A 23425-nucleotide genomic window follows, 5' to 3' on the forward strand; every position below is an offset into this window, starting at 1 on the left:
CCTCAGTTCAGTTCTCTGGGAATGCTCGCCGAGGTGGTCCGCGAGTGGAACTGCTTCCCATCCTTGTAGGCGACGAGTTCGTTGGTGACGAGGAAGTTCTCGGCGTCGCCGGTCATCGTGCTGCGGGTGCGCAGTTCGACGTCCCAGCCGAGGTCGTCCGCCGTCGTGGCGTCCGCGGCCGCCTGCCGGGACCGAGCGGTGTCACTGACCGGGGCGGCGAGTGCCTGCCTGCGGTAGCGGACGATGCGTTCGCATACGGCCCGCGGGGAGAGCGGATCCGTTTCACTGCGTTCGTAGGAGTCGCGTTCGAGCGTGGAGTAGAAGAGTCCATCGCTGGAATTCGTCTGCCAGTCTTCGACGACGGTCGTGACCGTGGCGGTTCTGGCGACGAGGTCGGTGACCAGTTCGCGAGTCATGGGTGCCCCACCCGCGTCGATCGTCGAGGCCGGTGGTGTTGGCGGGGTGCCCAGTGCCGCGGTGAGCTCGCGGGTGCGCTCCGCGTCCTCGGCCGCCGAGGTGACCGTGCGGATGGGCAGCGTCAGTTCCGGCTCCGTGAGAACGCTGATCGTCGTGGCTTCGGGTGAGGGCCACAGGTTCGGCCAGAAGCTCGCCGAGAGACTCAGCCGCAGCCGGTGCCCGGGGGTGAACCGATGGGTGAGTGCCAGCAGCGGGAACTCGACCTCGACGGGCTCTCTCGGGGTCAGTGCCTCGGGGTGTTCATGAGTTGAATGGTGGGTCAGATTGAACAGCCCGATCGTCAGCAGTCTCGAGCTGCCGTCTGGGGCGACGTCGCAGAGCCTGGCAGCGACGACGCCTCGGTCAGTGCTCGAGCTCAGCGTCGCCTTGAGAGTCGGGGTGCCGACGATCTCGAGGCTCTCCTCAAGGTCCCAGGTCGCCGTGTAGGACCGGGCGTCGTCGGCGGCTTGGTCACCGGCCATTCCTGCGGCTTCGCCGAACTGCAGCCAGCTGCCGCCGTTGAAGCCGATGAGCTCGGTGCTGTTCAGTTCGGTCGGACCGGCCAGGATCGCCGCCCTCGTGTCGAGGGTCGTCTCGGTCACCTGTTCCGAGGGCCAGTAGTCCTCGGCGATCCAACGGCCCTCGCGGATCGCCCGGTCTGAGTGGACGGGGGCGCTGTCGGGGACGAAGGCGCGCAGCTGTGGCTGCTCCCTGACTCCGTTGTCGATTCCGGACATCCACTGATCCCACCAGGCCACCGCCTCGGCGATGAAGTCGATGCCGGGTCCCGGTGCCGCCTGGTGGGGGTAGTTGTGGGCCCATGGCCCGAGGAGCGCGTGGATCGGCGGGTAGTCGGGGTTGGTCCTGCGCTGCTCGTTCGCGTTGTCCATGAGGCGGAACAGCGTCGTCCGGTATTCGTCGAGGAGTCCGCCCACGGCGAGGACCGGGACCTGGATCGCCTCAGGCGTCTCGCACACCGACCCGTGCTTCCAGTAGTCGTCACGGCGCTGATGACCGAGCCACTCGTCGATGTTGACCGGCGCCTCGTCGATCCGGCGCCTCCAGTCGGACTCCCAGCCTTCGCCCATGACTGCGGGGTCCTGGGGGCGGGCGTTGTATGCCCACATGGTCGAGGCCCAGGAGAGCATCTGGTCTCCGACGATGGCGCCGCCGTTGTAGTGGACATCGTCGGCATAACGGTCATCGGTGGAGCAGACGGTGATGACTGCGGCGAGCTCCGGTGGCTGCAGGGCAGCGAGCTGGAGTCCGTTGAAGCCACCCCAGGACTTGCCGATGATGCCGACTTTGCCGTTGCACCACTCCTGGTTCGCGATCCAGGTCAGGACCTGGAGTCCGTCGTCGAGCTCGGTGGCCGAGTATTCGTCGGTCATGACGCCGGTGGAGTCGCCCGCTCCGCGCAGGTCGACGCGGACACTGGCGTAGCCGGCGCGGGCGAATTCGGTGTGGATCGTCTGGTCGCGGCCCGCGGTCATGTCGTTCTTGCGGTACGGAATGTATTCGAGGACGGCGGGGACCGCGTCCTCGGCGAGGTCGGCGGGAAGCCAGACGCGGGCGGCCAGTTCGATGCCGTCGGCCAAGGGGATCCGGGTGTGCTCGATCACGCGGACCGGACGGGGTGCTGCGCGGTACCTATGAGAAGTTGTCGCCATGGTGAACCACGGTAACATACTGCCTGCACGGTCGTTCAGTTATTGTGTGATGTGGACTACTTCTTCGAGGTCTGCGATTGCCTGCCAGCCCATCGCCTCGGCGGCCGTGTGGCCCAGTGGCCGCTGAGGCGACGGAAGTTTCGCTTCAGATCAGGTTCTGCTCCTTGGCCATCTGCCTGACATACATCGGCGCTGCGAACAGCGAGGGCAGCATCACGAACGCGACGGGCACCGCGGTGACGACAATCGCAGACTGCAGGGCGCTGACGCCGCCCTCACCCAGGCTGATCAAGACCGCTGCCGTCACCCCGATGAGGACGGCCCAAACGGCGCGGAGGATCGGCGACGGCTCTCCCGAGGTCATACATGACTGCGACATGGCGTACGACATCGTGTCCGTGGTCGTGGCCACGAAGGTCATGGTCAGCACCAGGAATCCGATGCTGACGAGCAGCGACAGCGGCAGGTTGGCACTGATCGCCATCACTGCCGCGGGCAGCCCCTCCTCCATCAACGGGGTGGAGATCGAACCGGTGGACTGCTGTTCGAGGTAGATGCCGGTACCGCCCAGGACGGCGAACCACAGCGTCGTGGCGACGGGCGGCAGCACCGTTGTGCTGACGAGGAGATCGCGAACCGTGCGACCGCGCGAGATGCGAGCGACGAAGATGGCCATGAGAGGCGCGTATCCCAGGAACCAGCCGAAGAAGAACACGGTCCAGCCCGACAGCCATTCGGTGTCCCCGCGATAGAGCGTCATGCTGAAGAAGTCGGTCATGTACAGGGCGAAACCGCTGGCGTACGCCCTGAGCACGAACCAGGCAGATCCAAGCAGGAGAACCAGGGCCATGAGTCCCAGCGCAAGCCACACGTTGACTCGGCTGAGGAACTGAATACCACGACTGACGCCAGAGAAGACGCTGACACCGGCGATAGCGGTGAGAACGGCGATGACAGCGAGTTGGACGCCGTACACGTTGGGGATCCCGAACAGAGATTCGAGTCCGTAGGAGACCTGCAGGCCCAGGAAGCCGACGGGTCCGATGGTTCCCGCGGCCACGGAGATCACGCACACGACGTCGACTGCCACGGCGATGGGACCCGATGCGGCTCTCTTTCCGAGGATCGGGTACAGGAGGCTGCGCGGGCGCAGGGGCATCCCCTTCTCGGCTGCGCGCATCATCACGATGGCTCCCAATGAGCCGAGTATCGCCCAGGCGAGGAATCCCCAGTCGACGAAGCTCGTCGCCAAGGCCGCGGCCACTGCATCGATTTGACCGTTCGAAGTGCCGGTGAAATAGGGAGGCGTCGAAGAATAGTGGTACATCGGTTCGGCGGCGGCCCAGAAGACACCTCCGGCGGCGAGCAATGTCGTCATGATCATTGCGATCCAGCTGAACCGATTGAAATCCGGTTTCGCTTGGTTCCCCAACCGCGCTTTTGCCCATGGGGTGAAAATGAGCACCAGTGCGATGAGGAAAGTCACCAGGAGCAGCAATTGCCAATACATGCCGAATACTTCAGCGCTGACAGAGAAGGCGGTTTCCACCCAATTCGAAGTCTGGGAGGGAAGAACGAGTGCCAGAACCACAAAAGCGGCGAGGATTCCTACGCTCGCAGCGGTCACGGTGAGATCGATGCCACGGTTCGGAACTGACTGGGTTGGCTTCTCGGCGTCCGGCAGCGCCGTGCTCTGAGATGCGGGAGGGGCGGTGGTCGTCGTACTCATCGAATATCTGCTCTCTCGGCCCCAGCATCAAGACGACTTGTGGCTGGGACTTCGTTTCTGTCGGCGACTGGCGAAAAACACAAGCCTCCACCCTAAAACAATTCGAAGTGTGAGTCTCGGAGCAGAAAATGGTATGGGCGTGAGAATGAACTCAGATAGTCCAACTGGATCTCACACCGGGAAATCGAGGATCAGACGTCGGCACCATTTTGAACAACTCGCACTGACGGCGAAATTGGTGATTGAGACGTCCGCGCTCTGCTCGACGCAGAAACTTCCGGCTACGCCATGTCCGCACTCCTCCGGCCCCTGCCGTCCCAGCTACCGCCATCTCACCCGAGCGGCGGTTGCAGGTTAATCGCCAGCTGCGCTGGGTCGAGTTCTTTGGACCCGAGGTATCGGAGCAGGTCTTCCTGGCGCGGCTGTCCGATGACCATCCGATACCCCGCTACGCTGCGCAACAGTCGTTGATACTTCCTCGATTCCTTGCTCATCGGCATCACTGGAACATAGCGTTCGATGACGGCCCCACCAGGAACCGTGTAAACCCAGAACGGAGTCAGCTCCGATTCGTCGTCCGGTCGTTGGGCTTCGGCAGCGGAGAATAGCGCGTGCCACGGGTCGTCGACTGTCGACCACAAAGCCTCGGCGCCGTGCTGAATGGCTATATTCTTACGCACAGCGTGACCTTTGTATCGGTGAACTCGTCCCTCCCGCTGTTCGAGATCGACGGGATTGGTCGGCAGGTTCCAATGAACGATTGCGTGGCTGTAAGTATGGAAGTCGAGGCCTTCCTGCCCGACGGAAGTGGAAGCGAGGACGAAGGGTCGGAACGGCGAATTGAATGCTTTCTGCACCGACGCCTCCCGTTCGACCTTCTTGCCGTCGGTGACCACCTGACCGAGTCGAGTTGCGACGTTGAGTCGGATCCGATGGCTATCGGTGAGCAGAGTGCCGTCTTCGCCCACGCGATATTCGTCGAAAACATTGCTCACGGTGTTGAGCCCCAGCGTGGATCGGCACTCTGCGGTCAAGTTCTGGGCGCGAGAGATGTCATCCATATTCTGCAGGGACAGGCTCTCCACAAGATTGTGGAAGTACTCGTCGAGAACTGACTGCAGGCATCCGTCGAGGCAATGCTGCACCACCGTCTGCCAGTACCGGTCCTCAGTCTCGCCCCCTCGCAGCACCGCGACGGCCTCGGGAGAGTTGAAGAGGCGGCGAAAGCTTCTGGCGATTGTGATCGACTGCATCCGCAATTCCGGGGATGCCAATGCCTCATCTCCCCCGCAAGAGCGCGACAGTGCCCGCAGTGAGGCGACAGCCGGCCCGGCCAGTGCGACAGTGGCCAGCACATTTATGAGATCCTCGGGCACCCGCCCCAACTGCATGAAATCCACGGAAACCAGTCGGTCCCGGTGGGCTGAGAACGCAGACACCGTATCGCTCTCAGTGTCCTCCGAAACCGTGCTGCCGAGAATCTCCTCGAACTCGTTCTGATCGGCTGTCTCCGACAGGCGGTCGAGCAATATAGGCGCAGCCCAGTACCATGACTGGTCGGCTCGGCCCTCGACGGGAGCGTCCTCTGTCAGCGGTGAGAGCACCTCGGCGACCCTGTCACGGACCACGGCAATAATTTCGGCCGTGGGAACGTCGAAACGTCCCCACTCACGGGCCAAGCTGAGCGGATCGCCGATGCGGGCAAGCACCGTCGAGGGATAAGTCAGGGCGAAGAGAGACATGGTCGCCGGCTCACCATCTCGCAGTTTGTATTGGAGCGGGGTGGCGATCTTCTCGTGCTGATCATAATTGAGCGCAGAGTGGGCCTGTTCCATGGCACGTCGTTCGGCTTCATAGGACAGGATCATGGAGATGGCTTTGGGCACGACGTTCCATGCGGAGAAGACAAGCCGTTTGGTGAAGTCACACGATTCCGCGTAGGCACCGCTCAGGGGGTAGTACGGCAACGAAGGAGGAAGCCAGAGCAGCTTCCATACACCACGGTCGAGGACATCGGCCACCATTCCGCGGGCTTTGGCATTGCCCGGGTCGAGCCGGCGGTAAGTGCGTATGTCGTCCCAGGACAGAAACCCGTGGCCATCGGCAACGACGGATCTGATCAAGGGGTCTGCATCCGATACCGCTTCGCGGAACTTCCTGTTGAAGACGTAGGAATCGCTGTCCATGAGACTCAACGGATAGGGCATGGAACGCCAGTATTCGAAGGCGTCCGGGTGGTCGATCGCCTTGGTGATCGAATCCATGGACCTCCATACTCGGACGTCCTCAGCGCTGAGTGAGACACCGGGCATTTCGACCTCGCGAATCATGTTGTCATTCTCCGGTGTAGCCGACATCCGTTCGGTTCGGCACATCACGGTGCGCAATCCTGCCTCGGCTCGAGCCTTTGCTTCATGAGCAGTCGCGATGTCTCCATCTATGACGAGGGTCTCGCGCAGAATCTTGAGGTTTTCGGTGATGTCACGTGCCTGATCCTCCCCAGCGAGGAACTTCACCGTTCGAGTGAAATCTGCATAGTGATCATCGCCTTCAGGCTCGTCCGGCAGAGTGTACATCTTGTATGGAGTGGCCGAAAGCAGCAGTGTCCGTGAGTCCCGGTGATTGAAGACGGCATCGGCCAGCTGCGAGACCTCGCTCTCCTGATCGTCGGTCGTCAGCAAGTCCTTGAACCGTTGGAATTCGTCGAGGATGACAAGATCGGGCTCCAGCGCGTCGACAGAGGCGAGAGCGAGTTCGGATCGCAGTCTGCCCATCAGGCCGGCCCGGCTCGCGGAGAGTTTCGAGTCGGGATCCTCGGGGTCGGAGCTGTTCGGACGCAGGGGTCCTCTCCTGTAGTTCAACTTCGCGACACATGCTCTCAGCTCGTCTTCGAGCGTTCCACCCTCAGGCCCCGGCTTCGTCTGCAGACGGCGGCCGAAGTCCGCCACGATGTCTGGGTCGAGCGGTTGCGTCTGCCGTTCGCGCAGTCGATAGCGAAAGTTGTCGGAATCCATCCGACCTTCAAAGAACCGAAACCATCTATTGGCGGCCACTTCCCTTCGACCCCAGAGTTCGGCAAGGATCCAGTAGATGAGAATCCGTTCGTCGGCGGTGCCCAGGGTGCCTCGCGTCGAAAAGGAAGTCCCAGGGGTCAGCGAGATGAAGTTGACCTTCTGATTCTTGAGAGCAGAAGTGGCTGTCGCCAACATTGTCAGCCTGTTGGGCAGAACCATCGTGCTGCCGGCGGATTCGTCGATGACGTCGCGCAGCCTATTGAGGTTCTGGGCGGCGATCTGTCCGTTGCTGCAGATATAGACGATGTCGATTCGCTCGACCTTATCGTGGAGTTCGTGAATTGTCTTGGCGATGACGCCTTTGGCGATCATCGTTTTGCCCAACCCGACTTCGTCGGCGACCAGAAACTTTCGTGTGGCGTCAGGGTCGGTCCACAGCCTGCGGAAGGCGTAATCGACCGTGTTCCGTTGAAAGTCCTTGAGGGAATCCAAGATCGCTTCGACATCCGGCAGCCTCATGGCAACACCTCCTTGTGGACTGTCCAGATAGCGGCCCACAGATTCCGAAAACCCTCGAGCTCGAGTTGGTCTCTGTTGTCGAGTCGTTCGAGGTCGTCGATCGCGGCACTGATTCGAGCCAGCGCCGCATCGTCTCGTCCCGCAGCGCGAACCAGTGGTTCGAATAGAGCATAATCATCAACGCCATAACCGACAGCCGGAGCGCAGCCGTCCCACCCGAGGCTGTCGAGTTCTGAGGCCCAGGTATCGTACGCCGGATCGCCAAGGAGCAGGATGAGGTACCGGATCACGTCTTCTTTAGAGGAGAAGTACTGTCCCATGGCAAGCAGCTGTCGGTCGCCGAGGTCTCCTGTGAGTCGAGCTTTGACTGTGCATCCTCGGGCCACTGTCATGTCGCCCTCGACAATGGTGGTCTCGACGATGATGTAAGGAGTGATCCTTTCCCTAGGAATGAAATCCCATCCGGCTTCGACCGAACCAGACGGCAATCGCTTTTTCAGAGCCGGTGAAGTGGCAAGAGCCACTGTGGTCGTTCCGGGGTCAGTCCACGACCCTTCGATGCTCAGGGAAACTTTCACTCCGTCACCATCGTCTCCGATGACCGTGAGCACGGGGTGAGCGAGCGACAGCAGGGCGTGGGCCCTTTCTATCTCGCTGTATATCACTTCGGCAATGTCAGGTTGTGTTGCGCGGCACTGCGGAATGTGCTCTTCAAGGACCGAGGACAAGCCGGCCCCACCTTTGCTTTCCTCCCAGGCTGCGTCGATTCCACAGGACTTCTTGGGTCCGCGCAGTCGGACGTCGAACTCGACGTTACGGTGCCATGCCGAATAGGTGAGGTTGGCGCTTCCGGTGAGAACTTCGGACTCTTGACCGATATCGAAAATGAAGGTCTTAGCATGCAATCCAGCGTTCGGAACCGCCCACTTGTGCCCGGTGCCGGACTTGCCGTCGTTCTCATCTCTGGCCGAAGCATCAATGTCGGGACGCAGGGTCCAGGTCGTCCAAGCTTCGAGCGATGCGGAGCCGCAATGGTCTATTGTCTCGGGTCTGGACACCAAGGTCCGAGAATCCGCGACCGAACCGAGCTGCTTCAGTGCGCCGAGTGAGATGAATGGTGTGATGGCCAGCACCTCGTCGGCCGATTTCGGGAATGCGTATCCCGATTCGGCGAAGCCACGAGGAACGAACTCGGCAGAGGTGAATGGCGATGGAGGCCCGAGTCGAGCGATGCGCAGTGTCGAGCAGATGTCGGTCAGCAGATGCTCGCGCGGATCTCCCGCAGTGATCCCGGCGACCGACGTGAGGAACTCGATCAGAGGTGTGGTCTGGATCGGGGTGTCGAGGTCAGACTCCTCGTCGAGACTGAGCAGAGTATCCCAGGAACGGTCAGCGGTGATGTTGCGGCTGAGCACGAGCACTCGGTGTAGGAGATTGCCATTGTGATCGGCGAAACGCAGGACCCAGACCTTGGGATGGAAGACTCCATCTCTCGGGTAAACCTCGACAATGCAGTCCTCGACGAAGGTCAGAACTGGCGCAATCGGCTTCGTGGACGCTGCGATTGCGCCGGCTTGACAGTAAATCGTCATACGGTCGCTGTAACGGCGGACGGCTTCGAGGAGCTTGATGCTGTCGGTAGCCGCGGGCTGCTCGACTCCAGTGTCGAAGAGCGCGAAGGACAACGGCGCGAAAAGCACCTCCTCAAGGTCGAGCGAATAGGTGGTGCCGATCGCGATATCGACGTGGAATCCGGCGGGCGGCCTGAGAACGTCGCTGTAGACCGCGCGGGTTTCGGGAGTGAGCATCAGGCGCCATCCGTTGTCTCGCCGGCAGCGTGGAGGTCGCTGAGAAACTGGCGGGCTGTGCGCCACCGGTAGTCCAATGGTGTCAGCCCGCTGTCTCCTCGCCATGTTTCGAGTGCCTGAGCATTGGCCAGTCGGGCACGCCGGCCTTTGATCTGCCGTTCTCTCTCGGCAATCAGTCTGCGAGCTGCAGGAGAATCGACGACTGGCGTTGTATGAGTGAGAATGTCCCACCAGTCATCGACGAACGCGCGAGTTCGGGGTGGAATTCGTGGGTTCTCGCGTGTGAGCGCGTGCCAGAATTCGCGACGATTCCATCCGATCATTGCCCCGGAGCTTTCGAGGTCAGCTCGCCAATCGTCCAACCGGCTCTGATAGTGATCGACCCACCCTTCGACCTGTTCGCCCCAGCCCATTTCCTCTGATTTCTCTGTCAGCAGCAGGTTGTAGACGAGTCCCGCCCCGTGGATGATCGTGTGGAATCGTCTCCCATGGTCTACCAGGGATCGCAGACGTGGCGGAAACTCGGCTATCTCATCTGGTTCGAGATCCCATACGAAATGTGCGTCCTTCGTCGGAGGATGATTGACGAACCACGCCAGCAGCGACTCGGGAACCGACTCGACGATTCTCGTCGACAGGTATGCCCCTTCGTCCGGGGTGAGATCGAAGGTTACACTGCTGAGCAATTTGCTGGGCGCCTCGGGGAGATCGGGGTCGAGCGCGGTCAGCGGCGACCGCTCCCACGATTCAGGATCATCGGTGGTCATGGCTCGAGCGCGTATTGACTTCGAGGCGTGAGCGTGACGGAAGAATCTCTTCATCGACATGTACCTGCCGCTCGGCGATCTAACCACACCCCATGTCATCAGCTGGGCCCAATAGACCGCGCTGGGCATTCGCTTGAGCGTGGCTTTGGCCTGCGCTCCGATCACTCCGTCTTCGCCTTTGTCGAGAAGGGCATAGATGAGGGAGATCTCGTGAGTGCGCATGGCTTCTTCCATCGCATCGGGGGTCTGCTGCTGTGCAGACCTCTGCAACAGCCAGGGGATGAAAAGTGCGTATCTCAATCGAGTGTGCAGAGTGGAAGTGCCGGGAAAGAGCGCATCTGCAAATGTGTCACGAATGGATCCGATGCCGATTTCGTCAATGGTTTCACTGACCTTGTACTGTGCGATGAGGTCGAGCACCGCTTTGCTCTGCTCGTCGTTCCTGTCGAGCCACCCGAACGTCGATGTCATGACGGGAGATTATCAGCAACTGACTACAGCTGACGGGAATTCGCTGCTCTGGCGCAATCAATCGGCCTGTGTATTCCCCTCCCCGAGGAGTGCGAGCATACTGGGAAGTCCGGAACCATACCGACGAAGGAGTCCCACATGGCACATTCACTGGCAACCTATATCTCACTGCCCGGCACCACCGCCGAGGCGATGGAGCACTGGCATGAGGTCTTCGGCGGAGACCTCACCATCATGCGCTACGGCGACATGTCGATGCCCGACATGCCGTTCGAGCCGGATCCGGAAGCGGTGGCGCATGCCACGCTGGTCATGCCTTCCGGCACCATCGCCGGTGGAGATGCCATGGACGACGGCAATGATTACTCCGTGGAAGGCACCGCATACTCGATGCTCTACACCACGGACACTCCGGACGAGGCCCGCGGCTATATCCAGAAGCTCCTCGACGGCGGTGGACGCGAAGGCATGCCGTTCGAGATGGCGCCGTGGGGAGGCTGGTACGGTCAGGCATTCGATCGGTTCGGAGTGATGTGGTCGTTCTCCTGCGACGGTGAATGACGGATTCGCATGCCGGGCTGAGAGCAGCCGTCGACTGGCAGCGGCCGCCAGGCTCCGCAGGAACTGCAGAGGTCCGAGTCGCCATTGCGCCCCGGACCTCTGGATTGCTCTCTTCAGCCTTGTTACTTCAGCGTGATCTCCACCGGTTCGGAGAAGAGTCCACCCTCGAGGACGAGCGTGCTGGGAGCCACGTCCTTGGGGACGTCGAAGACGAGTACTCCTTCGGCTGTGTTTCCGGGGTTGATCTCCTCCAGGAAGAGGGCGGATTCCTCCTCGGCGTAGATGCCGGCTTCCGAATCCGAGGAATAGGTGTTGCCGGCCTCATCGGTGAGCTTGATGTTGTCCTCCCAGAAGAGTTCTGCGCTGGAGCCGGTGTTCTTCACTGACAGGTTGACGGTGACGAACTGCCCCTGAGCTTTCGTGTTGAGGAACTCGTTGCCGATCGTGGAGACGCCGTCTTCGACCTCGTTGACGGTGATCTCCCAGCCATCGGCGGTGACGGCCTCGCCCATTCCGTATTCAGCAGGAGCCTCCTCTTTTACGGGTTCCTCTGCTGCGGGGGCGTCCTTGGCCTCGCCCTTCTCCTCCGTCGCCGAGGTGGAAGCTGAGTCCGCAGTCTCGTCTCCTCCACCGCCACCGAGATTTGCGAAGATGACGATGAGAAGGACGATGATGATCGCCCAGACCCACCACCGCTTGAGCAGTGGCTTCTTCTGCTTCACAGGCTTCTGTGGCTGACCCATCGGTGGCTGACCCATCTGCCCGCCGTAGTGAGGAGCGACGGGTCCGGATCCCGCCTGCGCATAGGCCGGAGCCCATTGAGTCTGTCCCTGCTGCGGCCCGGCTTGCCCGGGCGGCCCATAATGTCCGGGCGTCGGCTGGGCTTGCTGCGGGTTGTGTGGGTAGTTTCCGGACTGCTGCGGACCGGGAGAATTCGACATGATGCTCCTATTGGTGCGGTAGAGCTCTCAGCACCAGGAGTGCTGATGCCTGGCATCGCTGCTGCAGGCCGAGCTTCGGATTTCGACCACCCAAGCGTCTCGGATCCTCAGACTTCCGGAACCCATCTTTCGGCTCGACTGTGGTGACCGATCGGTGGAACTCGGCCATCTCAAAGGTGGACTACTTGTGTCAGTGACGAGGGATACGATGCATCCGTGTCAGGTCAATCATTTCCGTCAGCGCAGGGCCCAGCTGGTCGAGCGATGCCTCCGGCGCGCCCGCAACTGACCGCGTCTCCGGTGCCACTCCATGTCGATCCACGCACGGCCACGGGCCGGCCACGGCGCCGGCGAACCTGGCGTCTCGTCATGAGCCTTGTCATCGGTGTTGTCATGTGGCTGGTATGCGTACCCCTGTCGTGGATGGCAGTGATCGCTGCTCCGACGGCGTTCGATGACAGCGGTGAACTGAACATGCTGGGGGTGGTCTACGTACTGCTCGCCAGCGTTCTGTGGGTGTCCGTCTTCGTCCGTCAGCGCTGGCCCATGGTCCCGTACATCGCCGGTGCCGTCCTTGCCGCTGCCTGGGGCGACGGGCTTCTTCTGCTCGTCGGCATGTTTCACCTCATCATTCGAGCCCCGCGCAACAAGGCGATCGCGACCACGATCATCGGCTCGGTGCTGATCATCGTCGGAGTGGTGCGTCTCTGTTTTCAGAGTCCGGCTTTCAACCCGTTCGGTCTGCTCTTCCTCAGCGACCCCAATCAGATCCCGGGAGTCGAAGCGTCAATCCCCGCCGATGAGTCTGTCTTCGGTATGAACGTCTTCACCGTTCTTGCCGGCACGATCGGACTCGCAGTGAGCGTCGGGTTCGGTTACCTCCTCAGGCGAACCCGACGGATGAAGGCAGTCGAGAATTTCGCCGACCGGGAGACGAAGCGCAACGAATCCCTGACCGCCGAACTCGCCCGGAAGACCGAACGAGAACTCCTCGCACGCGAACTCCATGACACACTCTCGCACAGGCTCTCGGTGATCTCGCTGCACAGCGGCGCCTTGGAAGTCGGAACTCACGCCAACTCCGAGATCTCCGCCACCGCTCATGCATTGGGCGAAGAGGCACGGGCGTCCCTGGAGGATCTGCGTCAATTGGTCGGTGGCGTCAGGGAGGGGAATTTCGGCCAGAGATCCACGCCCCAACCCCACTCTCTTCCCCCGAACTCTGCGTCGCTCAACTCGTTGCCGCAGCTGATCGCGTCGGTGCAAGCCACCGGCACCGAGGTGCGTCCCTCGATGATCCTGCAGGATGTGGAGTTCGCCCCGACCGAACTCCACCGAAGTGTCTATCGCATCGTCCAGGAGGCGCTGACCAACGCGATGAAGCATGCTCCCGGTGCCCCAGTCGCACTCACCGTCACCGTCTCGGCGGCGCACGGCGCGACTGTCATTGTCGAGAACCCCCTGTCGCAGCCCCATGCCCGATTCATGCGACCGGAAAGCTCCTCTGCCGAGGCCAACTATGGGAATCGAGAACATCTTGCGGCAACCGGTTCAGGAACTGGGGTGGTAGGCATCCGAGAACGCGTCAGAATGCTCGGCGGCAGAGCAACAATCGGCCCTCGGAACGGATCGTTCTTCGTGGAGGTCGCGCTTCCTCCTTTCCCGCTTCCCCGACCCCGCTGACCACCTGCTTCACGTCTCGAACGTCATGTCCTAGCCCTCCTGTAATGTCGTCTCCATGACCGAAAACGCTGGCCGAATCCGTGTTCTCCTCGTTGACGACGACCACATGGTCGTCAGCGGACTTCGGAGCATCCTCGGCAACGCGAACGACATTGAGGTCGTCGGGACGGCATCGACCGGGGAAGAGGCGATCAACGCGGTGAACCTGCACTTCCCCGATCTTGTCCTGATGGATATCCAGATGCCGGGCATGGGAGGGATCGAGGCCATCCGACGACTCGCCAACAGCGTCCGAGCGCCTCAGGTCGTTGCCCTCACGAGCTTCGACACCGACGATCATCTCCTGCAAGCTCTCGACGCCGGTGCTGCCGGATACATTCTCAAGGACATCGCTCCCGGAGATCTGCCGGTGGCGATTCGCACGGTGGTCAAGGGCGAACCATTCCTCTCCCCACTCTCTCTTCGGCAGCTGATCGCGCACTCTCAGGGGAACGAAGCGCGACGGGCCCAGCAGGATGCCGCCGCGCTCATGGCGACTCTGACATCCAAGGAGCGCGAAATCGCGTCGTTGGTGGCACAGGGCCTGTCGAACAAAGAGGTTGCCGAGGCGTCATTCATCAGCGAAGCAACCGTGAAGACTCATCTCAACCGAATCGGAATCAAGTTCGACACCAACAACAGGGTGCAGATCGCGGTCATCGCCGAGCGGGCCCGACTGGTATAGGCAATCGGTACCGGTCGGCTGGACGCCGACTTCTCGTGGCAGGCCACCTATCCTCATTGAGGGGCATCCGCGAAGCCCGATTCCGTCAGTGCCGAGGAAGCCAGATCCAACCTTCCCGCCGGGCGGCTTCCTGCAGATGCTGAGGCGGCGGCTCGCATCTGCCCAGTTCTGCTTCTCGCGCGATTAAAGCGGCCACCACTACGTCGAACGCGTTGTCGTCTCGAGAGCAGAGCCCTTCATTCCCGTTCCAGTCCAGCCAGGGAAATCGCTCCGACACCGCCGAGACCAGAACCGAGAGCTGAGCGGCGTTCTTCAGCCCCTTGTATCCGTTGTGTCGCAGAGACCAACACTTCAGCGCCGCCGCAGGGTACACCTCACAGATGACGCCCGAACCGTCTCGAGCAACTTCGACGCCTTCGTCCCGCAATCGTGCTTCGATTCCTGCCCACCGCATGGCGGCACGGGCAATTCTGTCGGTTGCGACACTGAGAGGGGTGATCCCCGTCCGCCGATGAACCTCCAGGTCGGTCGCCCGCATCGCGAGGCTCCGCCTCCACTCACTGCCAGTGGACACCGGCCGCAGCAGTGTTCCCCTAGCATGGGCACTGACGAAGTCGACAAATCTCATGGGCCATCCCACCGGAACATCAATACCTGTTCGGCCCCCGGGCCGGACCTCAGCGACGAGAGCCTCATCGTCCGCACCCACTTGCACATGTTCAACGATGCACGACTCGCCCTGCCCACGGACCACGGCCAGCCCGGTGCGAACAGCTTCAGCGGCCAGATCAATACCCACATATGACGTCACGGGCACCATTGTCCGTCACAGCGCTGCCAACGTGATTCGGCGGTCACCGGACACCGCCGGACCTCCTCGGCGAGGCTCGGATGTGCGAGACTCGATCGTGAGAGCCCACCACTGCGAAGGGAAGCCCATGACCGTATCGACAGCAGACCTCTGGGACGAACGCGGGTCCGAGCTCAACTCGATCGCACTGAATTTCACCGATTTCGGGGGCAAGATCGCGTTCTCCGGACCGGCTCGCACCGTCCGTTGTTTTGAGGACAACGCACTGGTCAAGTCCCTCGTGGCCGAGGAGGGAGACGGTGCTGTCCTCGTCATCGACGGCGGTGGCTCGATCGGCACTGCCCTGATGGGCGACATGGTTGCCGCCACTGCCATGGAGAACGGCTGGTCGGGCGTGGTCATCAACGGTGCCGTCCGTGACCGGGTGGTCCTTGCGACCTTGGATTTCGGCATCAAGGCGCTCGCGAGCAATCCTCGCAAGAGCGGAAAGACAGGCGCGGGAGAGCTCGACGTCGTACTCACCATCGGCGGAGCCGAGATCCGCCCCGGTGCCATGGTCTTCGCGGATGCTGACGGCGTCGTCGTCGACAGGTGATGCTCGACTGATCGGCAGGTGTTCCCGTTCGGCAACAAGGGGCCGCGGGCAGCAGCCCGGGTCGCAGGCGTCATCTACGATGTCGCTATGACTGATGAGTTCACGTGGGACACGTTCGCCCGCCTGGTGACCACCGACGAATCCGCGCTCGCTGCGGTTCGGCAGTTCACCGCCGACCCTGACGCGTACTTCGCCGACCACGAGGATGACCTCATCCAACGCGGGATCGAGGACTCCGAAGAAGTCACCGGAGCCGTCGTCGTCATCGACGCCCTCGGCAAGGTCGACGAGGTGGCCTACATGGGTTGGAAGTCCCCGGTCGACGAAGTGGTCGGACTGCTCGAGCGCATTCCCCGCGTCAAGGACACCGGAATCAACCTCGAGGTTCTCGTCGAACCCGGGTACCCGCAGGAAGCCGATGTCGAGACCGTCGTCGGCTGGATCAACGCCCTTCTCGCGGACTCCGACGTCACCGTGGCGATCCTCGACGAGGACTCCGACGCCTATCCCCTCATCGCGGTGCCCACAGACAGGGCAGCGTCAATTGCCGAGACGGCGGACAGCCTCGGCGCCGAGGTGCGCATCCTTCGGGCAGACGCATCCGAGGTGCCGCACGCATGACCTCCGACGACTCCCCCAGCGACGGTGCCCACTCCGACCGTAGGGACTTCGACGAGGTGCCTCAGGACGGCGGGCCCGACTTCGAGATCGTCGACCACACTCCTGCGGAGTTCGTCTCCCTGACCGATGAGCTGCTCAGTCGCGAGTGGACGGACGAAGAGTTCGACATCGGCGACGCCACAGTCTTCCCCCTCAACGGCTTGTGGGCGCTCAGCCCGTCCACCTGGGACCCTGAGGATCCGGTCGCGGACTGGGCCGGACACCCCGCCGTTCGATGGGCAGACGACTACCGCGATGCACTCGTCGCGGCCTGGGGCTCCCCCGAGACGTTCGTCCCTCGGTTCGATCCTGAAACGGGCGACCCGGACGGAGTCATCGATGTCATCTTCAACTCGCTCGGAATCAAGGACGCTCTGGAGTGGAGGCACGATGACCGGATCGTCCTGCTCTCGTCCCGGTGGATCGACGAACCGGGTGCCAGCCGCTTCGATCTGCTTCTGCTGATCGTGCCAGAGGCTGTCTACTCCGGTGGCCAGGTCACCCTCTTCACCGAAGAAGCCACCATCGAGTCCCGGCTCTTCCATGGTGAGGAACTTGGCGAACTGCACCGTCGAGCCGCGCTCATGTCCTATGCCGCGGGACGCGGCGAGGAGACCGTGCTCACCCCGGGCACCGACGAGACCGGCGCGACCCGGTGCTGCTACCGCGTTAACAGATACACGTGGGCGCACTGGATATTCACTGCGGATTCCCGCGCACTCCTGCTCATCCTCGACACCACCACTCATGGACTCCTCGACCCGGGCGACGAGGACGAGGATCACGAGGCGGCCATGGACCAACTGCGCCGCCTCTACTACGGAGTTCCGGACGACCTCCTCGAACTGATGTCACGACCCGCTTCTTCGGTCAAGGGCACAGTCAGCACGGTCGAAGGATTTCCGGTCAACGGGCGAGTTCTGCCGCGGATCTCCGGTGCATTCTGGTTCGACGGCGAAGACTGGCACAAGTCCCCCGGGCTGATGGAATACGCCAACCGGCATTCCGTCGGGTTCGGCGATGTCGGCTTCGACGACGCCGTCCGCCGCCCCCTGCGCCTGGGAGGCGACTTCCGGCCCGAGCATCTCCTTCTGCCAGGACACGTCAACCTCGCCGATCCCGATGAGATTGCGCGCGCTCTCACCTTTTTCGAGGCAGCATTCGAGAACTCTCCGCACCCGGAGGGCGCTCGCCCCGAAGGACTCATTCGCCTCGGCCCTGCCACTCCCGCTCACGGAGCCACTGCGATCCTCAACGACATCGAGACCGCTGTCACGAGCTGGTGGGACACCGGACTCGAGACCTATGAGAAGTCCGGAAGCCCCTTCACGATGATCGGCCGCCCATTCGAGAGCTTCGGTCGCAGGGAACTCATGGCGCACCTGGGCAACGCCGAGGAATGGACCGCGGATGTCTTCGCGGACTGGATGGGGTCCCTCATCGAGGCCGCCACTGAGAGATGGGGACAGCCCTTCACCATCGAAGCCCACGACTCCGATGGCCGACGGCCGATCCGCATCCCTGCGGCGCGCACGCTGCGCGGCAATGGATTCGCGTCGGCTCCAGCGTGGTGGGTCAACGGCTTGGTCGTCTCCTTCAACCATGGCTCCCCGCCCCACTGGGACATGGCCCCCGACGGCTGGCACCTGCCCGGCACCCGCCCGGGACCGATCGCTGTGGCCTACATCTTTCCCGCCGATGCCGTCATCGACCCGATCTGCGGAACCCGCGTGGACGCGCTGCGCTACCGGGCCCACTGCGTCGCCGCCCTGCAGGGAGTCTGCTCACAGTCTGTGACCTGGGATTCCACTCCAATCGGAGACCGTGCGAACAACCCGGAAAAGATCCGCGATCTCTTCGAGCACACCACCGCCGAGGCGGTCCGCTGGGTCCTGCCGGCACCGCGGCTCAAGGGCGCTCCGCCCTCGGACGGTTACCACGCCTGGCACTTCACCCATGACAATCGCGCACTGCTTCTCACCTGGAGCGAGGACAGTCCGTTCAATGTGTTCGCGCGCCCGCGCGATGCCCGTGCCGCCTCGGTGACGTACGGCGGGGCAGCCACCGCCTATGAGAAGCAGGCCGCCCTCTACGACGGACTGCCCCCGGATCTGCTGTCCCTCCTCGCCGACCGGTCTGAGGACACAGGAATGCTCACCGTCACCGACGGAGAAGGCCGCTCCCTGGCCGCTGCGACCGGAGTGCTCTGGTACGACGGACTCGACTGGATCGTGCCCACCGGGCTGTTGACAGCGGTCCACGACTACGTTGACAGCTCCGAAGCCGGTGCCGATGACGAGGGCGATCCGCCGATGACGGCCGCGAACGTCCTCATGGGCGGGTCGGATGGCCTGCGAACGGCGGCCTTCGTGCTTGCGGCGGGGAACCGGTTCAACGCCACGCTCTTCCTCGAGGACTCCCAGTACTCCACCATCGCCTTGGGTCGGGTTCCGCAGCCCGACGAGGTGAGCAGAGCTCTGGATTCCTTTGGCACCGTGGAGAACGTGGTCATGTACGGCAACCTCGAAGGATTTCTCAATGTGCGCGTCCACGCCACCGACTTCGACCGCTTGGTGCCGGCTGCTCTGAGCAACCCCGACCCCCGCAGTCGCCGGGAACTGTTCCTGTGGCTGCTGGGTTCGGGCGCCTCGGCGACAGTGCAGTACACCCGCTCGACGAACCTCACGATCCTTCTCGACAATGAGGTCCTCGACCCGGACTCGGATGCGATCCTCGTCAATGAGCTGCTCGCACGCGGTGCGGCACAGATGGTCCACGCCGTGGCACCGCGGGTGCGCGGAGGTGGACATCCCCTGATGCAACTCTGCGACCGCGACATTGACGATGCCGATCTCCAGCCCCTCTACGAAGCGTTCTTCGACGGCGCCGTCTCGACGGTCGACGGCAGCGGGGGTGCCACTCTCGGCCACTACCTCAACCTCGACCTCCCTGTCGGACGAGACGGACAGACCGTGGCCGAATACGTGGCAGCAGGTCGGTTCCCCCACTCCCGGGACCGCACGGCACTGCTCGAGCACCTCCACACGTACCGCGATCACAAGTAACGCGCGGGGAGCGAAGACCAGGGGCGGGAGTCGCAGCCACTGAGGAGGAGCTCCTCACATGGTCGGAGAAGCGCGATGACGAGGGTGCCGACTTCGGGTCACTTCGCGAGCGCCTTCTCCACTCGTTCCCGCGCAGCCAACAGCGCGTCGCGCGCGGTCGGGATGTCGAACCGCCCTGCGGGAGCGATGACGCTCAGCGCCCCCAAGCACTCGCCGGCAGAAATCACTGGAACAGCGACGACGTCGACGACATCACCGAGCCATTCCGAATGGGACTGGGCGAATCCTCGGTCCCGCACCTCGGCGAGGGTGTCGTCCATCCCTTCCCACCTGCTCGTGTCGACATGTGTGTCGAAAGCGAGCAGCACGAGACCTGACGCCGATGTCGTCAGGTCCAAGTGCGGCTCAGCTGCCCGGCTGATGGCAAAGGGCCGTTTCGGTTCGTGCCGTTCGATGATGATCGCTTCGTTGCCGTTGAGCACCGCATAGGAGATCGGCTCATTGAGCTCTGCGACCAAAGCCTCCATGGTTCGGGTCACTTCCGGCGGAACGGCGGAATACTCGATCGCGAAACGGCCGAACATCGCTGCCCGGGGTGAAAGCTGATAGTCGCGCTTCTCATTCTGCACCAGCCATCCGGCCTCAGCGAGCGTCGATACGTACTGGTGAGTGGCAGCTCGTGACCATCCGAGTTCGCGAGACAATTCGGAAACGCTGGTTCTTCCTACGGGGAACTTGAGGAATGTCTCGAGGACCAGGATCGTCTTGCTCACAGATTGCAGGCTCATGCTTAGCCATTATTCCCATCTCGCCATCACAATGCCCGACAGCGATAGGCTGCCGGGCATCATGCATGAGTGTCTACAGCAGATTCGCTTCGCCCGGATGCATCACCTGCGGGTCCAGACCGTACTTCTCGGCGATCTTGTCGAGCTCTCCGGACTCACGAAGATCGGCGACAACCTCGTCGATCGCCTTGCCGAGCTGTTCGTTGTCCTTCGACACAGGGAAGTTGGTCTGGCCGGGAGCTTTCGTCGCGGGCAGACGGTCATCCGGCTTGAGCGGCGTCACCTTGTACCCTTCGATCTCATGCTTCTTGAGGTACTCGGTACCCGCGATGTAGCCCTGAACCGTGCCGTCGATGCGCCCGGCGCCGATGTCTTCGAATACGGCATCGTCGTTCTGGTAGATCTTGAGCTCTCCGCCGAATATCTCCTTGAGATCGTCGACTCCGACGAGACCCTGGCCGACGCCGATCGTCAGCTTCTCGAGTTCGTCGACATTGTCGATTCCCTCTTTCGTCACGGAGGAGAACGGCGAGGTCACGACCGGAGCAGAGAGCCGCACCTTCTCCGCGCGTTCCTTCGTCCGGTACCACGAGCCCAATGTCGTGTCGGCACGACCGGTGGCGACAGAAGTGATCATTGCCGCCGAATCGCCCTTGTTGATCTTGAGTGTGAGGCATTCTTGCTCCGCGAACTTCGTCAAGATGTCGCCCTCGAGTCCCGTCAGGGTCCCAGGTCCCTCGGACATCGAGAACGGAGTGTACTCGTACTGGGCGACGGTGAGAACACCCTCTTCCAGTGTCTTCAATCCCTCGTGCCGCGGTTTGCAATCCTCCGCAGCTGCATCGGGAGCTCCTGGTGGAGTTCCACCGCATCCGCTGAGAACGATCAGAGCGGTCGCTGCCGCCGAGGCTATGGCGAGGATTCTATTCATGATGACTCCTTTGTCAGTCGGTGAGTGTGTCAATTGGTGAGTTGGCGTTCTTCCGCAGTACGGAGTTTGCCGGCTGCGGGCAGCAGTGCCTTGATCGCCTGCTTCTTCGATCTCTGCTTTGGCGTGCCCATCCGCTCTTCAAGGTAGCCGCTGAGCGCAGCCCCTGGAATCGTGATGCACAGGTAGAGGACGGCTGCCGCCGTGTAGACGGACATGTATTCGAACGTCGCCGATCCGATGATTCCTGCCTGCTGCATGATCTCCGGAACAGTGATGACAGTCGCCAGCGAGGTGGCCTGGAAGATGATGATCGTGAGATTGACCAAGGGCGGTATCGAGATCCGGGCGGCCTGCGGAATCACAATGAATCGGTAGGTGTCCACCACCGACATCGACAGCGAATTCGCCGCTTCGGACTGTCCTTTTGGAACGGCACCCAGCCCGGCTCGGATCATCTCCGAGGAGTACCCGGCAGCTGAGAATGTCAATGCTGCAACAGCGGCAGGATAGGGTGCGAGCAACACTCCCAATTGCGGCAGACCCTGATAGAACAGGAATAGCAGCACCAGAATCGGGATGCCCCGTCCGAGTTCCACCACCACCAGGGCCGAATAGCTCACGAGCTTGGATGGTGCCTCGACGAGGAGCGCGAGGAAGAACCCGAGGACGTACCCGAACAGACACGACACGCAGGTCATTGCGATGGCGACCCACAGGCCGGGAAGCAGATCAGGTATGTACTGTGGCCAATCATAGAGCCAAGCGAAATCGTTCATGCGACGGCATACCTCCTCGTGATGCGCGTGTGGACGGTGCGCGAGAAAACGGCGATCGGCAGGCTCAGAAGCAGGTACACCGCACCGGCGATTCCGAACATGTACAGGCCGTGCGCGTGGTACTGCGTCATGATTCCCGCACGGAATACCAGGTCGGCCACTCCGATCGTCGAGACCAGCGCCGAGTCTTTGAGCAGACCGATGATCTGAGTCGCGACGGACGGGCTCACCGCTCTGAAGAGCTGCGGACCGATGACGAACCGCAGGGTCGACCATCGATCGAGGTTGAGCGCCCCGGCAGCTTCCCATTGCCCGGCAGGGATTGCTTTCATACCCCCACGGTAGATCTCAGACATATAGGCAGTCGCGATGATCGACAGGGTGAGCAGCGATGCGGTGACTGGCGATAGGGTTATTCCGAGCTGTCCTACGCCGAAGAAGGAGATGAACAGCCAGACCAGCGTGGGAACGCCGCGGATCACATGGACGATGGAGTTGTAGATTCCGCGGATAAGAGCGAACTTGCTCTCAGCGAGGACGAGGAGTGGCAGCCCGAGCACGATCCCGATCGCGGCGGAGCCGAAAGTCATGACGATCGTCCACCCGGCTCCGCGCGCAATGTACGCGAAGATCTCGAACATGTCAGCGCCCTAGGACCGCGGAGAGGAACTTCTGCGTGCGGATATTATTCGGCGCAGTCATGATCTGTTCAGGTGGCCCTTGCTCGATGATGGAGCCCTCGACCATGACAGCGACCTGATTGGATACGTGGCGTGCGAACTCCATCTCATGCGTGACGACGAGCATCGTCATATTGTCGGAGGCGAGTTTTCTCATCACCTGGAGGATCTCGGCGCCGATCTCGGGGTCGAGTCCGGAGGTCGGTTCGTCGAAGAGCATGAGCTGCGGATCCATCGCGAGGGCGCGAGCAATGGCGATGCGCTGCTGCTGGCCCCCTGAGCACTGTGCGGGATATGCGCCGGCCTTGCTTTCGAGTCCGACTCTCTTCAGCTCTTGCATCGCCCTTTCCTCTGCCTCTGCCTTGGATCGTCGGTGCACCCGCATCTGCGGCAGGGTCACGTTCTTCAAAGCGGTGAAATGGGGAAAGAGGTTGAATGATTGGAACACCATTCCCGTATAGTTGCGCAGGTTGCGTACGGATGCTTTCGACGGCGTACCCGTGTCGAAATCGACTGTGGCGTCTCCAATGCGCAGCCTTCCGCTGCTGGGCACCTCCAAGAGATTGAGACAGCGAATGAGGCTCGACTTGCCGGCACCCGATGGTCCGATGATCGAAATCACTTCGCCCTTGGCGACATCGAGTGAGACGTCGTTCACTGCCTTGTGTTCGCCGAACTGTTTGGTCAGCTGCACAGCTGAAACGAATGAACCTTCCATTGCCGGGGCACCTTCTTCGAGAGCCGAGGAATTCGGGGACAGATGGGAAATGGACATG

The 23425-nt window shown here is 62.0% G+C and carries 18 protein-coding genes; 6 read left to right on the top strand and 12 right to left on the bottom strand.

Translation table 11 applies throughout. The annotated features are described in order from the left end of the window. Positions 1-2: 2 nt before the first annotated feature. The 5 genes from RIT73_RS13255 to RIT73_RS13275 form a co-directional block, all read right to left on the bottom strand. Positions 3-2126, bottom strand: a complete 2124-nt coding sequence (locus tag RIT73_RS13255) for a CocE/NonD family hydrolase (protein ID WP_309132556.1) — start codon at positions 2124-2126, stop codon at positions 3-5. A gap of 145 nt (positions 2127-2271) precedes the next feature. Next, positions 2272-3855 (bottom strand): BCCT family transporter, encoded by a 1584-nt coding sequence (locus RIT73_RS13260; RefSeq protein WP_309132557.1) that lies wholly within the window; start codon positions 3853-3855, stop codon positions 2272-2274. Between the two features lie 332 nt (positions 3856-4187). Further along, a complete protein-coding gene (locus RIT73_RS13265) occupies positions 4188-7388 on the bottom strand; it encodes a helicase-related protein (protein WP_309132558.1) in 3201 nt (1066 codons plus the stop codon). Continuing rightward, positions 7385-9196, bottom strand: a complete 1812-nt coding sequence (locus tag RIT73_RS13270; RefSeq protein ID WP_309132559.1) for a phospholipase D family protein — start codon at positions 9194-9196, stop codon at positions 7385-7387. The genes RIT73_RS13265 and RIT73_RS13270 overlap by 4 nt, the downstream gene beginning before the upstream one ends. Further along, entirely contained in the window at positions 9196-10434 is a 1239-nt protein-coding gene (locus RIT73_RS13275) for a DUF6361 family protein (protein WP_309132560.1), read from the bottom strand. The genes RIT73_RS13270 and RIT73_RS13275 overlap by 1 nt, the downstream gene beginning before the upstream one ends. 138 nt (positions 10435-10572) lie before the next feature. On the opposite strand from RIT73_RS13275, the gene RIT73_RS13280 reads away from it, so the two are divergent. Next, entirely contained in the window at positions 10573-10995 is a 423-nt protein-coding gene (locus RIT73_RS13280) for a VOC family protein (protein ID WP_309132561.1), read from the top strand. A 122-nt stretch (positions 10996-11117) separates the two neighbouring features. On the opposite strand, the gene RIT73_RS13285 is transcribed toward RIT73_RS13280, so the two are convergent. Continuing rightward, entirely contained in the window at positions 11118-11936 is an 819-nt protein-coding gene (locus tag RIT73_RS13285) for a DUF4352 domain-containing protein (RefSeq protein WP_309132562.1), read from the bottom strand. Positions 11937-12305: 369 nt separating this feature from the next. Between RIT73_RS13285 and RIT73_RS13290 the strand changes: the two genes are divergently transcribed. Both RIT73_RS13290 and RIT73_RS13295 read left to right on the top strand, forming a co-directional pair. Beyond that, positions 12306-13619: a histidine kinase gene (locus RIT73_RS13290; protein WP_309132563.1), complete on the top strand. Its 1314-nt coding sequence runs from the start codon at positions 12306-12308 to the stop codon at positions 13617-13619. A 55-nt stretch (positions 13620-13674) separates the two neighbouring features. After that, entirely contained in the window at positions 13675-14343 is a 669-nt protein-coding gene (locus RIT73_RS13295; protein WP_309132564.1) for a response regulator transcription factor, read from the top strand. Positions 14344-14428: 85 nt separating this feature from the next. On the opposite strand, the gene RIT73_RS13300 is transcribed toward RIT73_RS13295, so the two are convergent. Next, a complete protein-coding gene (locus RIT73_RS13300) occupies positions 14429-15163 on the bottom strand; it encodes a DUF429 domain-containing protein (protein WP_309132565.1) in 735 nt (244 codons plus the stop codon). A gap of 118 nt (positions 15164-15281) precedes the next feature. Between RIT73_RS13300 and rraA the strand changes: the two genes are divergently transcribed. From rraA to RIT73_RS13315, 3 genes are all read left to right on the top strand, one after another. Then, a complete protein-coding gene (gene rraA, locus RIT73_RS13305; protein ID WP_309132566.1) occupies positions 15282-15749 on the top strand; it encodes a ribonuclease E activity regulator RraA in 468 nt (155 codons plus the stop codon). A gap of 87 nt (positions 15750-15836) precedes the next feature. After that, entirely contained in the window at positions 15837-16370 is a 534-nt protein-coding gene (locus tag RIT73_RS13310; protein WP_309132567.1) for a hypothetical protein, read from the top strand. Beyond that, entirely contained in the window at positions 16367-19474 is a 3108-nt protein-coding gene (locus RIT73_RS13315; protein WP_309132568.1) for a hypothetical protein, read from the top strand. The genes RIT73_RS13310 and RIT73_RS13315 overlap by 4 nt, the downstream gene beginning before the upstream one ends. A gap of 98 nt (positions 19475-19572) precedes the next feature. Here RIT73_RS13315 and RIT73_RS13320 read toward each other — a convergent pair whose 3' ends face one another. The 5 genes from RIT73_RS13320 to RIT73_RS13340 form a co-directional block, all read right to left on the bottom strand. Continuing rightward, the gene (locus tag RIT73_RS13320) at positions 19573-20262 is read right to left on the bottom strand and encodes a helix-turn-helix domain-containing protein (RefSeq protein WP_309132569.1); all 690 of its coding nucleotides are present in this window, start codon (positions 20260-20262) and stop codon (positions 19573-19575) included. 73 nt (positions 20263-20335) lie between these two features. Next, on the bottom strand, positions 20336-21193 hold the full coding sequence (locus tag RIT73_RS13325; RefSeq protein WP_309132570.1) for a transporter substrate-binding domain-containing protein: 858 nt from the start codon (positions 21191-21193) through the stop codon (positions 20336-20338). 29 nt (positions 21194-21222) lie between these two features. Further along, entirely contained in the window at positions 21223-21969 is a 747-nt protein-coding gene (locus tag RIT73_RS13330; protein ID WP_309132571.1) for an amino acid ABC transporter permease, read from the bottom strand. Further along, the gene (locus RIT73_RS13335) at positions 21966-22610 is read right to left on the bottom strand and encodes an amino acid ABC transporter permease (RefSeq protein WP_309132572.1); all 645 of its coding nucleotides are present in this window, start codon (positions 22608-22610) and stop codon (positions 21966-21968) included. Before RIT73_RS13335 ends, RIT73_RS13330 begins: the two co-directional genes overlap by 4 nt. Before the next feature lies 1 nt (position 22611). Continuing rightward, positions 22612-23424 carry an amino acid ABC transporter ATP-binding protein gene (locus tag RIT73_RS13340; protein WP_309132573.1) on the bottom strand — a complete coding sequence of 271 codons (813 nt, stop codon included), beginning with the start codon at positions 23422-23424 and terminating at the stop codon, positions 22612-22614. Position 23425 lies beyond the last annotated feature (1 nt).

Origin of the sequence: Brevibacterium sp., assembly GCF_031179145.1 — a bacterium.
Taxonomy (GTDB): domain Bacteria; phylum Actinomycetota; class Actinomycetes; order Actinomycetales; family Brevibacteriaceae; genus Brevibacterium.

What these genes read in the sequence shown, in the direction of transcription:
- RIT73_RS13285 (WP_309132562.1), bottom strand. Translation starts at nt 11,936, where the DNA reads ATGTCGAATTCTCCCGGTCCGCAGCAGTCCGGAAACTACCCACACAAC.
- RIT73_RS13320 (WP_309132569.1), bottom strand. Translation starts at nt 20,262, where the DNA reads ATGAGCCTGCAATCTGTGAGCAAGACGATCCTGGTCCTCGAGACATTC.
- RIT73_RS13295 (WP_309132564.1), top strand. Translation starts at nt 13,675, where the DNA reads ATGACCGAAAACGCTGGCCGAATCCGTGTTCTCCTCGTTGACGACGAC.
- RIT73_RS13335 (WP_309132572.1), bottom strand. Translation starts at nt 22,610, where the DNA reads ATGTTCGAGATCTTCGCGTACATTGCGCGCGGAGCCGGGTGGACGATC.
- RIT73_RS13290 (WP_309132563.1), top strand. Translation starts at nt 12,306, where the DNA reads ATGAGCCTTGTCATCGGTGTTGTCATGTGGCTGGTATGCGTACCCCTG.
- RIT73_RS13315 (WP_309132568.1), top strand. Translation starts at nt 16,367, where the DNA reads ATGACCTCCGACGACTCCCCCAGCGACGGTGCCCACTCCGACCGTAGG.
- RIT73_RS13255 (WP_309132556.1), bottom strand. Translation starts at nt 2,126, where the DNA reads ATGGCGACAACTTCTCATAGGTACCGCGCAGCACCCCGTCCGGTCCGC.
- RIT73_RS13340 (WP_309132573.1), bottom strand. Translation starts at nt 23,424, where the DNA reads ATGTCCATTTCCCATCTGTCCCCGAATTCCTCGGCTCTCGAAGAAGGT.
- RIT73_RS13300 (WP_309132565.1), bottom strand. Translation starts at nt 15,163, where the DNA reads ATGGTGCCCGTGACGTCATATGTGGGTATTGATCTGGCCGCTGAAGCT.
- RIT73_RS13330 (WP_309132571.1), bottom strand. Translation starts at nt 21,969, where the DNA reads ATGAACGATTTCGCTTGGCTCTATGATTGGCCACAGTACATACCTGAT.
- RIT73_RS13270 (WP_309132559.1), bottom strand. Translation starts at nt 9,196, where the DNA reads ATGCTCACTCCCGAAACCCGCGCGGTCTACAGCGACGTTCTCAGGCCG.
- RIT73_RS13265 (WP_309132558.1), bottom strand. Translation starts at nt 7,388, where the DNA reads ATGAGGCTGCCGGATGTCGAAGCGATCTTGGATTCCCTCAAGGACTTT.
- RIT73_RS13260 (WP_309132557.1), bottom strand. Translation starts at nt 3,855, where the DNA reads ATGAGTACGACGACCACCGCCCCTCCCGCATCTCAGAGCACGGCGCTG.
- rraA (WP_309132566.1), top strand. Translation starts at nt 15,282, where the DNA reads ATGACCGTATCGACAGCAGACCTCTGGGACGAACGCGGGTCCGAGCTC.
- RIT73_RS13325 (WP_309132570.1), bottom strand. Translation starts at nt 21,193, where the DNA reads ATGAATAGAATCCTCGCCATAGCCTCGGCGGCAGCGACCGCTCTGATC.
- RIT73_RS13310 (WP_309132567.1), top strand. Translation starts at nt 15,837, where the DNA reads ATGACTGATGAGTTCACGTGGGACACGTTCGCCCGCCTGGTGACCACC.
- RIT73_RS13275 (WP_309132560.1), bottom strand. Translation starts at nt 10,434, where the DNA reads ATGACATCGACGTTCGGGTGGCTCGACAGGAACGACGAGCAGAGCAAA.
- RIT73_RS13280 (WP_309132561.1), top strand. Translation starts at nt 10,573, where the DNA reads ATGGCACATTCACTGGCAACCTATATCTCACTGCCCGGCACCACCGCC.